General features: G+C 67.2%; 10 protein-coding genes. 4 read left to right on the forward strand and 6 right to left on the reverse strand.

Annotated features, from left to right (window positions below):
- Nucleotides 1-45: 45 nt before the first annotated feature.
- Nucleotides 46-1,488, forward strand: a complete 1,443-nt coding sequence (locus tag AB0D31_RS02635) for a CCA tRNA nucleotidyltransferase (RefSeq protein ID WP_362715964.1) — start codon at nucleotides 46-48, stop codon at nucleotides 1,486-1,488.
- Between the two features lie 105 nt (nucleotides 1,489-1,593).
- On the opposite strand, the gene AB0D31_RS02640 is transcribed toward AB0D31_RS02635, so the two are convergent.
- The 3 genes from AB0D31_RS02640 to AB0D31_RS02650 form a co-directional block, all read right to left on the reverse strand.
- Complete coding sequence (locus AB0D31_RS02640; protein WP_362715967.1) at nucleotides 1,594-2,865, reverse strand: MFS transporter; 1,272 nt, start codon at nucleotides 2,863-2,865, stop codon at nucleotides 1,594-1,596.
- 82 nt (nucleotides 2,866-2,947) lie between these two features.
- Nucleotides 2,948-4,030 (reverse strand): inositol-3-phosphate synthase, encoded by a 1,083-nt coding sequence (locus AB0D31_RS02645; RefSeq protein ID WP_362715970.1) that lies wholly within the window; start codon nucleotides 4,028-4,030, stop codon nucleotides 2,948-2,950.
- Nucleotides 4,031-4,080: 50 nt separating this feature from the next.
- A complete protein-coding gene (locus AB0D31_RS02650) occupies nucleotides 4,081-4,764 on the reverse strand; it encodes a helix-turn-helix transcriptional regulator (RefSeq protein WP_267058324.1) in 684 nt (227 codons plus the stop codon).
- 376 nt (nucleotides 4,765-5,140) lie between these two features.
- Between AB0D31_RS02650 and AB0D31_RS02655 the strand changes: the two genes are divergently transcribed.
- Together AB0D31_RS02655 and AB0D31_RS02660 are read left to right on the forward strand one after the other, a co-directional pair.
- Nucleotides 5,141-7,825, forward strand: coding sequence for a transglycosylase domain-containing protein (locus AB0D31_RS02655; protein WP_362715973.1), 2,685 nt, complete (start codon nucleotides 5,141-5,143; stop codon nucleotides 7,823-7,825).
- Nucleotides 7,826-7,957: 132 nt separating this feature from the next.
- Nucleotides 7,958-9,466 carry a glycosyltransferase 87 family protein gene (locus AB0D31_RS02660; RefSeq protein WP_362715976.1) on the forward strand — a complete coding sequence of 503 codons (1,509 nt, stop codon included), beginning with the start codon at nucleotides 7,958-7,960 and terminating at the stop codon, nucleotides 9,464-9,466.
- Nucleotides 9,467-9,550: 84 nt separating this feature from the next.
- Here the strand turns inward: AB0D31_RS02660 and AB0D31_RS02665 are convergent, their stop codons facing one another.
- From AB0D31_RS02665 to AB0D31_RS02675, 3 genes are all read right to left on the reverse strand, one after another.
- Entirely contained in the window at nucleotides 9,551-10,582 is a 1,032-nt protein-coding gene (locus tag AB0D31_RS02665) for an alanine racemase (RefSeq protein ID WP_362715978.1), read from the reverse strand.
- A gap of 65 nt (nucleotides 10,583-10,647) precedes the next feature.
- Nucleotides 10,648-11,766 carry a peptidoglycan bridge formation glycyltransferase FemA/FemB family protein gene (locus AB0D31_RS02670; protein WP_362715981.1) on the reverse strand — a complete coding sequence of 373 codons (1,119 nt, stop codon included), beginning with the start codon at nucleotides 11,764-11,766 and terminating at the stop codon, nucleotides 10,648-10,650.
- Nucleotides 11,767-11,911: 145 nt separating this feature from the next.
- Nucleotides 11,912-12,226: a hypothetical protein gene (locus tag AB0D31_RS02675; RefSeq protein ID WP_328311729.1), complete on the reverse strand. Its 315-nt coding sequence runs from the start codon at nucleotides 12,224-12,226 to the stop codon at nucleotides 11,912-11,914.
- A 264-nt stretch (nucleotides 12,227-12,490) separates the two neighbouring features.
- Between AB0D31_RS02675 and rpsF the strand changes: the two genes are divergently transcribed.
- Nucleotides 12,491-12,781, forward strand: coding sequence for a 30S ribosomal protein S6 (gene rpsF, locus AB0D31_RS02680; protein WP_067162183.1), 291 nt, complete (start codon nucleotides 12,491-12,493; stop codon nucleotides 12,779-12,781).
- Nucleotides 12,782-12,819 lie beyond the last annotated feature (38 nt).

The following is a 12,819-nucleotide window of genomic DNA, read 5'->3' on the forward strand; positions in this document are numbered from 1 at the left end:
AAACGGTGACGACCAGGTCGGCCGGGCCACGTACCCTTTTCTGTTGTGCCGAACGCCAATGAAGACAATCCCAGTGCACTGAGCCAGGTGCAGCGCCGCGCGGTGAGCGAACTGCTGCGAGTCGCCCCAGTCGCTGACGATCTCGCCGTCCGATTCGAGGAGGCGGGCTTCTCGCTCGCCCTGGTCGGTGGCTCGGTCCGGGACGCGCTGCTCGGACGGCTCGGCAACGACCTGGACTTCACCACCGATGCCCGCCCCGAGGACGTACTGAAGATCGTGCGGCCCTGGGCGGACGCGGTCTGGGAGGTCGGGATCGCCTTCGGCACGGTCGGCTGCCAGAAGGACGGCTATCTCATCGAGGTGACGACGTACCGCTCCGAGGCGTACGACCGGACCTCACGCAAGCCCGACGTGTCCTACGGCGACTCGATCGAGCAGGATCTCGTGCGCCGCGACTTCACCGTCAACGCCATGGCGGTGGCCCTGCCCGCGAAGGAATTCGTCGACCCGTACGGCGGTCTCGACGACCTGGCCGCACGAGTCCTGCGCACGCCCGGGACGCCTGAGGACTCCTTCTCCGACGATCCGCTGCGGATGATGCGCGCCGCGCGCTTCGCCGCTCAGCTGGACTTCGAGGTGGCTCCCGAGGTCGTCACGGCCATGACGGACATGTCGAGCCGCATCGAGATCGTCTCCGCGGAGCGGGTCCGTGACGAACTGAACAAGCTGCTGCTGTCCGCGCACCCGAAGAAGGGACTGCGCCTCCTCGTCGACACCGGGCTCGCCGACCACGTACTGCCGGAGCTGCCTGCCCTGCGACTGGAGAGTGACGAACACCACCGGCACAAGGACGTCTACGAGCACTCACTGATCGTCTTGGACCAGGCCATCGACCTGGAGCAGGACGGGCCGGATCTGGTACTGCGGCTGGCTGCGCTGCTGCACGACATCGGAAAGCCGAGAACACGACGGTTCGAGTCGGACGGACGGGTCTCCTTCCACCACCACGAAGTGGTCGGCGCGAAGATGACCAAGAAGCGGATGAGTGCGCTGAAGTACTCGAACGACATGATCAAGGACGTCTCGCAGCTCGTGGAGCTGCATTTGCGCTTCCACGGCTATGGCACAGGTGAATGGACCGACTCGGCGGTGCGGCGGTACGTCCGCGACGCGGGGCCACTCCTGGACCGGCTGCACAAGCTCACGCGCTCGGACTGCACCACACGCAACAAGCGCAAGGCGACCGCGCTGTCACGGGCCTACGACGGCCTGGAGGAGCGGATCGCGGAGCTTCAGCAGCAGGAGGAGCTGGACTCGATCCGTCCCGACCTCGACGGCAACCAGATCATGGAAATCCTGGGGGTCGGGCCCGGCCCGGCAATCGGGCAGGCGTACAAGCACCTGCTGGAACTGCGGCTGGAGAACGGCCCCATGGAGCACGGCGCGGCAGTCGCTGCGCTCAAGGAGTGGTGGGCGGCGCAGGCCTGACGTCATGTTTCACGTGAAACATGACGTGCGCGATGCCTGAGCGGGGACGGTGTTTCACGTGAAACACCGCCCCCGCTTGTCGGCGGCCGGCCTGCGGCCCACTCCCTAGGACACGCGCGCCAGCGAAAACCGCGTCATCAGCACAGCCACCCCCGCGTAGATCAGGGACACCGTGAGGACCAGGGGGACCGAGCGGCCGTCCGCGGGGAGCATGAGGGCGGCGACGGCGGCCGCACCGACGAACGCCATGTTGAACAAGACGTCATAGAGGGAGAAGATCCGGCCCCGGAACGCGTCATCCACCGTCGTCTGGATCACCGTGTCCGTGGTGATCTTCGCGCCTTGCGTGACAAGCCCCAGGACGAAGGCGGCGACGACCATCGGGGCGGGGGCGAAGGGCAGGCCGAGCGCCGGTTCGAGGACCGCCGCGGCGCCGGCGCACACCAGGATCCACCGGTAGGGGCCCAGCCGGGCCACCGCCCACGGGGTGACGAGGGCCGCCACGAAGAAGCCGGCTCCCGAGACGCCCACGGCGAGCCCGAGCAGAGCGAGCCCATCGGTCCCCCCGCCCGATCCGTCGGTCCAGGCGTAGCGGCAGAGCATCAGCAGCATCACCGTCAGCGCGCCGTAGCAGAACCGCATCAGCGTCATCGCGGTGAGTACCCGCGCGGCGGACCTGCGCTCGTTCAAGTGCCGTACGCCGTCGGCGAGTCCGCGTGCCGTGGAGCGGAGCACCGCGGAGAGCCCGGGCCGGACCATCGTGGGGTCGGGCCCGAGCAGCCCGGGCGGCAGACGCAGGGAGGCCAGGGACGCGCAGAGGTAGAGGACGGCGCCCAGAACAACGGTCGCGGCATCCGCGTCGATCACGAGACGCAGGGCGAAGGCGAGCCCGCCGCCGGCCGTGGCGGCCAGTGTTCCGGCAGTCGGGGAGAGCGAGTTGGCCATCACGAGCCGCTCGTCGTCGACCACCCGGGGCAAGGAGGCCGAGAGCCCGGCGAGCACAAAGCGGTTGACGGCCGTCACGGCGAGCGCCGAGGCGTAGAAGAGCCAGTCGGGAACGTGTCCGAGGACGAGCAGCGCGGTACAGCCGGCCAGCGCCGTCCGCAGGAGGTTCCCGTAGAGGAAGACCTGCCGGCGGCGCCATCGGTCGAGCAGCACGCCCGCGAAGGGCCCGACAAGCGAGTACGGAAGGAGCAGAACCGCCATGGCGGAGGCGATCGCCCCGGGCGAGGCCTGCTTCTCGGGGGAGAAGACGACGTACGTGGCGAGGGCGACCTGGTAGACGCCGTCCGCCGCTTGGGACAGCAGCCGCACCGCCAGCAGATGCCGGAAGTGCTTCAGGCGCAGGAGCACGCGTAGGTCACGTACGACGGGCATGGAAGCAAGCGTCACATACCCGAAGGTCCCTGTGCGCACCTGGCGCACAGGGACCCTTGGACAGTCCTCAGGGGTGTGAGCTCTAGCGCTCGACCTCGCCCTTGATGAACTTCTCGACGTTGGCGAAGGCCTCGTCGTCGAAGTACTGGACCGGCGGGGACTTCATGAAGTAGCTCGACGCCGAGAGGATCGGTCCGCCGATGCCGCGGTCCTTGGCGATCTTCGCGGCACGCAGGGCGTCGATGATGACACCCGCGGAGTTCGGGGAGTCCCAGACCTCGAGCTTGTACTCGAGGTTCAGCGGAACGTCGCCGAACGCGCGGCCCTCGAGGCGCACGTACGCCCACTTGCGGTCGTCCAGCCAGGCCACGTAGTCCGACGGACCGATGTGGACGTTCTTCTCGCCCATGTCGCGGTCGGGGATCTGCGAGGTGACGGCCTGCGTCTTGGAGATCTTCTTGGACTCCAGGCGGTCGCGCTCCAGCATGTTCTTGAAGTCCATGTTGCCGCCGACGTTGAGCTGCATGGTGCGCTCAAGACGGACACCGCGGTCCTCGAACAGCTTGGCCATCACGCGGTGCGTGATGGTGGCGCCGACCTGCGACTTGATGTCGTCGCCGACGATCGGGACGCCCGCCTCGGTGAACTTGTCCGCCCACTCCTTGGTACCGGCGATGAAGACCGGGAGAGCGTTGACGAACGCGACCTTGGCGTCGATGGCGCACTGCGCGTAGAACTTCGCGGCGTCCTCGGAGCCGACCGGCAGGTAGCAGACCAGAACGTCGACCTGCTTGTCCTTGAGGATCTGGACGACATCGACGGGAGCCTCGGGGGACTCCTCGATGGTCATGCGGTAGTACTTGCCGAGACCGTCCAGGGTGTGGCCGCGCTGGACCGTGACGCCCTTGTTGGGGACGTCGCAGATCTTGATGGTGTTGTTCTCGCTGGCGCCGATGGCGTCCGAGAGGTCGAGGCCGACCTTCTTGGCGTCGACGTCGAACGCGGCGACGAACTCCACGTCACCGACGTGGTAGTCGCCGAACTGGACGTGCATGAGACCCGGGACCTTGGCGGCCGGATCGGCGTCCTTGTAGTACTCGACGCCCTGCACCAGCGAGGCGGCGCAGTTGCCCACGCCGACGATGGCTACGCGAACCGAACCCATTCCGGTTGCTCCCTGTTCGATCTTTTCGAAGTCCTGCGTGCGCAGGCTCTTCAGTTGGCGGTGTCCTCGGACGGATCCGGCCGGGTGCTGTCCCGGTGCCGGGGCAGGCCGCCCGTCTCTCCTGATGTGTGGTCCTGCTGAGCGGAGCCGGTGGCGGGGCCGGATCGCTGATCCCTTCCCGCCCGCTCGCTCTCGATGAGCTCGTTCAGCCAGCGCACTTCGCGCTCCACGGACTCCATGCCGTGGCGCTGCAGCTCAAGCGTGTAGTCGTCCAGGCGCTCGCGCGTGCGGGCCAGGGAGGCGCGCATCTTCTCGAGACGCTCCTCCAGCCGGCTACGGCGCCCTTCCAGCACGCGCATCCGCACCTCTCGCTCCGTCTGGCCGAAGAAGGCGAAACGGGCGGCGAAGTGCTCGTCCTCCCAGGTGTCGGGGCCGGTGTGAGAGAGCAGCTCCTCGAAGTGCTCCTTACCTTCCGCCGTCAACCGGTAGACGATCTTGGCGCGGCGCCCTGCGAGTGAAGCGGCGAGCGCCTCCTCGGGCGCGCTGCCCGGCTCCTCGATCAACCAGCCGTTGGCGACCAGCGTCTTGAGGCAGGGGTAGAGGGTCCCGTAACTGAAGGCCCGGAAGATCCCCAGCGAGGTGTTGAGCCGTTTGCGCAGCTCATAACCGTGCATCGGGGCCTCGCGGAGCAGGCCGAGTACGGCGAATTCGAGGATGCCGGAGCGCCTGCTCATCCTTCGCCTCCTCGGCTGTCGGGGACCTTTATGCCGTGCTGATGTATCGACTCGATACATCAGCACGATAGGGGCGGCGCGGCAGCGGCGGCAAGAGGGGCCATGGTGAACGGCGTCACATCCTGGATTCACAGGTAGCAAGTTGCCTGATTTGGGGTGAACTTCGGCCCTAAGGAGGTTTTGACCGTGCGTAGTCTGTGCGCCATGCAGACCACTGTGTGCCGAGTGACGTCAGGGGGCGTCGGCGTGTTCAGCGCCATCGGCACACGGGATGCAGCGCGACGTTGTCCTTCGCGGGGCGGCCGGGCGCACCGGGGGGACAGGAACTCAGCTGCCGTTTTCAGGCGCTCTCGCCTGCCCGAGGAGTAGTCGTTCGATGAGCGAGCACCGTCGCAAACCGCCGCAGCCCCAAGGCGGTGGGCGTGCCGCGGCCCGGCGCGCCGCGCAGCAGCCCTCCGGCCGCAGGGGGGCAAGGCCGTCGGCCGGTTCCCCGGGCTCGTCGGCCCACTCGCCGTCCGGTTCGTACGGATCGACGTCCGCGCCTCGTGAGGAGGAGCCCGCCTACAGCGGCCGGGCGGAGGCCCGCAGGGCCCAGCGGGGCGGCCGACGGCGGGCCCCGGACGTGGCGGGTCCTCCCAGAGGACCGGGGCGCCGGACTGCTTCCGGCGGCCGGCCGGGCAAGAAGCGGTTCATCGACTATCCGCGCTTCGGCAAGCAGGGGTGGCGCCGCTGGGTTCCGTCCTGGAAACTCGTCAGCGCCTCCTGCGTGGGCTGTTTCGGTCTGCTCGTCGCCTTCATCGGCGCGGCCTACTACATGGTGGCCATCCCTGACGTGGCGCAGGCGGCGAAGGCTCAGAACAACGTCTACTTCTGGGCCGACGGGACGCAGATGGTCGCCACCGGCGGCGAGGTCAACCGCCAGATCATCCCGTATGAGCAGATCCCGCCGGCGATGCGGTACGCCGTCATCTCGGCGGAGAACAAGACCTTTGAGACCGACAGCGGTGTCGACCCACAGGGCATCGCCCGCGCCCTGCTGAACATGGCCAAGGGCGGTCAGACGCAGGGCGGTTCGACCATCACGCAGCAGTATGTGAAGAACGCTCAGCTCAACGACCAGTCGCAGACCATCACCCGCAAGTTCAAAGAGCTCTTCATCTCCATCAAGGTCGGTGCGACCCGGAAGAAGAGCGAAATCATGGCCGGGTACCTGAACACCGCCTACTACGGTCGCGGAGCCTACGGTCTGCAGGCCGCGGCCCGCACGTACTACGGCAAGGACGCCAAGGACCTCGACCCGAGCCAGTGCGCGTTTCTCGCCTCGCTCCTCAAGGGCGCGACCTACTTCGACCCGGCCGGCGCCCCCGAGATCGACCCGGTGGCCACCGCGCAGCAGAACACCAAGAACGCCACCGAACGCTGGACCTGGATCCTCGACCAAGAGGTCAAGGACAAGCACATGCCCCCGGTCGAGCGGGACAAGTACCGGATCTTCCCCATGCCCGACAAGCCGAAGAAGAGCGCCAACCTGAGCGGGCAGATCGGCTACCTCGTCTCCCTCGCCCAGGCGTCCGCGAAGAACAGCAACCCGGACATGAACCTGGCTCAGGGCGGCTACCAGATCTACACGACCTTCGACAAAAAGAAGGTCCAGGAGATGGAGAGCGTGGTCAAGAAGGTCCGGGACAAGAACATCGACCCCAAGAAGCGGCCGGACGTGGACACGTTCGTCCAGTTCGGCGCCGCTTCGGTCAATGTGAAGACCGGGGCCATCGTGGCCATCTACGGCGGTGACGACGCGACCAAGCACTTCACCAACAACGCGGACGAAACCGGCGCGCAGGTCGGCTCGACCTTCAAACCCTTCGTGCTCGCGGCCGGTATGGAGTACGGAAAGCGCGATCCGAACAAGCCTGCCTCGCAGGACGACTCGTCCCGCACGCCCGTCTCGCCGGACAGCATCTACAGCGGCAAGAACAGGCTGAAGATCAAGAACTATGACGGGACCGTCTGGAAGGACGAGAACGGCAAAGAATGGCTGCAGACCAACGACGGAAATGAGTCGTACAACCCGCCGAGCTACGCCATCGACCTGCGGTACGCGATGCAGGAGTCGGTGAACACCCCGTACGTCCAGCTCGGTATGGACGTCGGCACCGACAAGGTGAAGCAGGCCGCCATGGCGGCGGGACTGCGCGACAGCAAGACCAGCATGGCCTCCTCCAGCGTGCCGTCGTTCTCGATCGGTACGTCGTCGCCCAGCGCGATCCGGATGGCCGGCGCCTATGCCACCTTCGCCGCCAGCGGTACCCAGCGCGACCCGTACTCCGTGACCGAGGTGAAGAAGAACGGGCACCCGATCTTCACGCACGAGGACCAGGCGAAGAGTGCCTTCCCCGCGGCCGTGGCCAACAACGTAACGGACGTCCTGAAGACCGTGGTCGACAAGGGCACGGGAACCAACGCCAAGCTCGCCGGGCGCCAGGTGGCGGGCAAGACCGGCACCACCGACGGCAACCGGTCGGCGTGGTTCGTCGGCTACACCCCGCAGTATTCGACCGCCGTCGGCATGTACCGCCTCGACGACAACGAGACCAGTAAAAAGCGCGAGTTCCTGGAGATGTTCGGGACGGGTGGCCAGGAGAAGATCCACGGCGCCTCCTTCCCGTCGACCATCTGGCACGACTACATGCAGCAGGCGCTTGGCGACTCCCCCGCCGTGCCCTTCCCCGCCCCGGAGAAGATCGGCGACAAGGTCTACGGCGGCGGCATGTCGCCCAGCCCCACCCCGGTGCCGACCCCGAGCGTCGCACCCTCGCCCTCCCCGTCCATCAAGCCGTCCCACACCCCGTCGATGTCCCCGTCCCCGAGTCCCAGCAGCTCCTGCAGCAGGTGGGACTGGACCTGCAACGACAACACGGGTGGTACCGATCAAGGACCGACGAATGGCGGGACGGGCGGGGGCCCGAGTCCCACTCCTTCGCCCAGCAGATCCAAGCCGGGTGGCGGAACCGGTGGCGCTGGGCCCGGCGGATGGTTCGGAGGAACCAACGGCGGCTAGATCGGCCGACGGAGGAGCGGGGGTGGTGTTTCACGTGAAACACCACCCCCGTTTCACGTGAAACAGCAGCTGTGTTTCACGTGAAACACGGCTGCTCCCTGTATCCACAGCGGCGTACGGCAGGATGTCGGCATGACGAGCGAGACGAGCCCCCGTGCGTACAAGGACCGGCGCGGAGACTCCGCGGAACCGGTCGTGCGCCCCACGGAACAGGACGAGGTCGCCGCGGCGGGCAGCCAGCTGATCGGTGGCCCGCTCGGCCGATGGGCCAGGCCCGGTCACCGGTGGCTCACACCGGTGAGGATCGTGGTGCTCGTCGCGATCGGGATGTTCGCCCTCGGGATGGCTCAGAAGCTGCCCTGCTACGACTGGGCCTGGTTCCGGGGCGCCAATTCGCAGTACACGCACGCCTGCTACTCGGACATCCCGCACCTGTACTCGCTCCGTGGGTTCTCCGACCATCTGGTGCCGTACTTCGACCGGCTCAACGGCGACATGAACTACCTCGAATACCCGGTGCTGACCGGCCTGTTCATGGAGGTCGCCTCCTGGCTGACACCCGGCGGCGGCGACATGCAGCACCGCGAGCAGATGTACTGGATGGCGAACGCGGGGATGCTGATGGTCTGCACGGCCGTCATCGCTGTCTGTGTCGCACGCACCCACCGTCGTCGCCCCTGGGACGCCCTCCTGGTAGCCCTGGCCCCCGCATTCGCGCTCACGGCCACCATCAACTGGGACCTCTTCGCCGTTGCCCTCACTGCGGCCGCCCTGCTGATGTGGTCGCGCAGCCGGCCGCTCGCCTTCGGCATCCTGATCGGCCTGGCGACCGCCGCGAAGCTCTACCCCGTACTGATCCTCGGCCCGCTGCTCGTCCTGTGCTGGCGAGCCGGGAAATGGCGGGAGTTCGGCGCCGCGGCACTGGGAGCCGCCGGTGCCTGGCTGATCGTCAACCTGCCGGTGATGATGCTCGCGCCCGAGGGGTGGAAGAAGTTCTACACCTTCAGCCAGGAGCGGTCCGTCGACTTCGGGTCGTTCTGGCTGATCATTTCGCAGCGTACGGGCAAGGGCCTGGACACGGGCCTGGTGAACACGCTGGCTCTGCTCCTCATGGTGCTCGCCTGCGTCGGGATCACAGTGCTCACGCTCACCGCGCCACGCCGACCGCGCTTCGCGCAGCTGGCCTTCCTGGTCGTAGCCGCGTTCATCATCACCAACAAGGTCTACTCACCGCAGTACGTCTTGTGGCTGATCCCGCTGGCCGCGCTCGCCAGGCCACGCTGGCGGGACTTCCTCATCTGGCAGGCCGGCGAGGTGGCGTACTTCCTGGGTATCTGGCTGTACCTCGCCTACACGATGAGCGGGGAGAAGCATCAGGGCCTGCCGCCCGAGGGCTACCAACTGGCCATCGCAGCACACCTGTTGACCACGCTCTATCTCTGTGCCGTCGTGGTGCGCGACATCATGATGCCGGACCGGGACGTCGTACGGCGTGACGGCTCGGACGATCCGTCGGGTGGCGTCCTCGACCGGGCCGAGGACGTCTTCGTGCTGGGTCAGGCGGCGCATCCCCCACGCCACGCGGCCCTGCTCGACGCGGGGCCGCGGGTCGAGTGGGGCGTACGAACCCCCGCATCCTAGGGAGCCGTTGACAGGACTCGGGCCCCTGAGCGACGGCGGCTGTCGTCGCTCAGGGGCCCGAAGCGTGTCGTGCCCGGCGCAGGCCTAGCGCTCGACGAGACGGTCGAACTGCGTGGTCGTGTGGCGCAGATGGGCCACCAACTCGTCGCCCACGTGCGGCTCCTGCGAATCCGACGGCACGAAAAGGATCGACACCTGCATGTGCGGCGGCTCGGCGAACCAGCGCTGCTTGCCCGCCCAGACGAAGGGCGACAGGTTGCGGTTGACGGTGGCGAGTCCGGCGCGGGCGACGCCCTTGGCCCGCGGCATCACACCGTGCAGGGCCTTCGGGGCCTCAAGACCCACTCCGTGCGAGGTGCCGCCGGCGACGACGACGAGCCAGCCGTCGGAGGCCACCTTCTGCTGGCGGTAGCCGAACCGGTCGCCCTTGGTGACCCGGGTGACATCGAGGACGGAGCCCCGGTACTCGGTCGCCTCGTGATCACCGAGCCAGAGCCGCGTACCGATGCGCGCGCGGAACCGGGTCTGCGGGAACTGCTGCTGCAGCCGGGCCTGCTCCTCGGCGCGCAGGTGGCTGACGAACATGGTGTGCAGCGGAAGCCGGGCCGCGCGCAGGCGGTCCATCCACGAAATGACCTCCTCGACGGCGTCCGAACCGTCGGTCCGGTCGAGCGGGAGGTGCAGCGCGAAACCTTCGAGCCGTACGTCCTCGATGGCGGAGCGGAGCATGCCGAGCTCCTCCTCCTTCACACCGTGGCGCTTCATCGAGCTCATGCACTCAATGACCACGCGGGCGCCCACCAAGGCGTGCACGCCGTCCACCGACGAGACCGAACGGATGACCCGGTCGGGCAGCGGCACCGGCTCCTCACCGCGCCGGAACGGCGTCAGAACGAGCAGGTCACCGCTGAACCAGTCCTTGATCTTGGCAGCTTCGTAGGTGGTGCCGACCGCCAGGATGTCCGAGCCGTACCGGGACACCTCGTCCGCGAGCCGCTCATGGCCGAAGCCGTAGCCATTGCCCTTGCAGACCGGGACGATGCCCGGGAACTGATCGATCACGGACTTCTGGTGCGCCCGCCAGCGAGCGGAGTCGACGTACAGGGTGAGCGCCATGCCGTCCGGACCTTTCTGATGGCTGCGATGTGTCGCAGGTTCGAGGAACGAGGTTACGCAACCGGTCAGCGGCGCGACATATACATGTCCAGCGCCTTGTGGAGCAGTTTGTTGAGCGGGAAGTCCCACTCGCCGAGGTACTCGGCCGCCTCACCACCGGTGCCCACCTTGAACTGGATCAGACCGAAGAGGTGGTCGGTCTCGTCCAGGGAGTCGGAGATGCCGCGCAGGTCGTAGACGGTCGCACCCATCGCGTAGGCGTCGCGGAGCATCCGCCACTGCATCGCGTTCGAGGGGCGCACCTCGCGGCCGATGTTGTCGGACGCGCCGTAGGAGTACCAGACGTGCCCGCCGACGACGAGCATGGTGGCGGCCGAGAGGTTCACGCCGTTGTGGCGCGCGAAGTAGAGCCGCATCCGGTTGGGGTCCTCGGAGTTGAGAACCGTCCACATGCGCTGGAAGTACGACAGGGGACGCGGTCGGAAGTGGTCCCGCACCGCGGTGATCTCGTACAGGCGCTGCCACTCTGCGAGGTCTTCGTAGCCGCCCTGAACGACCTCGACGCCGGCCTTCTCGGCCTTCTTGATGTTGCGGCGCCACAGCTGGTTGAAGCCCTTGAGGACGTCGTCCAGGGAGCGATTGGCCAGCGGCACCTGAAAGACGTAACGCGGCTGGACGTCGCCGAAGCCGGCACCGCCGTCCTCACCCTGCTGCCAGCCCATCTTGCGCAGCCGGTCGGCGACTTCGAAGGCACGCGCCTCGATGTGGGTCGCCTCGACGTCGCGCAGGCGCTTCACATCGGGGTCCTGGATGCCGGACTTGATGGCCGCGGAGTCCCAGCGGCGGATGACGACGGGGGGCCCCATCTTCACCGAGAACGCGCCCTGCTGCTTGAGGTGGGCGAGCATCGGCTTCAGCCAGTCGTCCAGGTTGGGCGCGTACCAGTTGATCACCGGGCCCTCGGGCAGGTACGCCAAGTACCGCTTGACCTTGGGGAGCTGGCGGTAGAGAACGAGACCGGCACCCACGAGTTGGCCGCTCTTGTCGAACCACCCGAGGCTCTCCGAACGCCACTCCGTCTTGACGTCAGCCCACGCCGGGACCTGGCAGTGGCTCGCCGACGGCAGGCTCTGGATGTACGCCAGATGCTGCTCACGGCTGATGGTCCTCAGGGTCAGGCTCATGCGGGGCGCTCCTCGGCAGGTGTGTCCCCATGGGGTCAGGGGCTCCGGCTCTCGTGCCGAAGCCTACTGGGCCACAGGAGCGCGCCGGATGGCCGCACGGCACAGCGTCGTACGGCCATCCGTGGTGTCGGGTGCTGCGCGGCGGTCAGCCGACGACGCCGCCGAAGAGCCCGCCGTGGGCCATCCCGAGAAAGAAACCGACGGCTGAGGCGCCCAGGCCGAGGATCAGCAGGAACCGCTCGCGTGTCGTCACCGAGATGAACTGGCCGTACGCGCCCGTGATGATTCCGGCGAGACCGGCCCACGAGCTGACCAGGTGCAGGTTGTAGAACCAGGCCGTAGTGAAGGCCAGCACGCCCAGGACGACCGTGACGGCCATCAGCGTGTCCTGGAGCGGGTGGGGCTTGCCGTCGGTCGCGAAGAGGGAAACAGGGGAGTTCGGTCGTACTGCTTGTGCCATGAGGCACCTCCTGGCGGAAGGCGGCGACGAGTGACGCCGCACACACCGATGTGTACAGATTGCGTCCCCTGCCCACCGGATTTCAACCGGAAGCAGGTCAACAGGTACTCTGGACGGTCTGCACCGGTGTCAGCCGTGCCCGCATGCCCTCCCGCTCCTCGCGGAGGGGGATTGTCAGTGGGTGCGGATACCGTTGCTAACGCATCACGACCCTCCTGCCACGGAACGACCGTGGCCGCTGAGTCCAAAGGAGGTGGGTTCCACATGCGTCACTACGAGGTGATGGTCATCCTCGACCCCGATCTGGAGGAGCGCGCTGTCTCTCCCCTGATCGAGAACTTCCTCTCCGTCGTCCGCGAGGGCAACGGAAAGGTTGAGAAGGTCGACACCTGGGGCCGTCGTCGTCTCTCTTACGAGATCAAGAAGAAGCCCGAGGGCATCTACACGGTCATCGACCTCCAGGCCGAGCCTGCGGTCGTCAAGGAGCTCGACCGTCAGATGAACCTGAACGAGTCGGTCCTCCGGACCAAGGTCCTCCGCCCCGAGACCCACTGAGCTTTCGCTCAGCGGTAATCGGGTCCGAGTAGCAACAC

Source organism: Streptomyces sp. NPDC048361 (genome assembly GCF_040651795.1).
GTDB lineage: Bacteria > Actinomycetota > Actinomycetes > Streptomycetales > Streptomycetaceae > Streptomyces.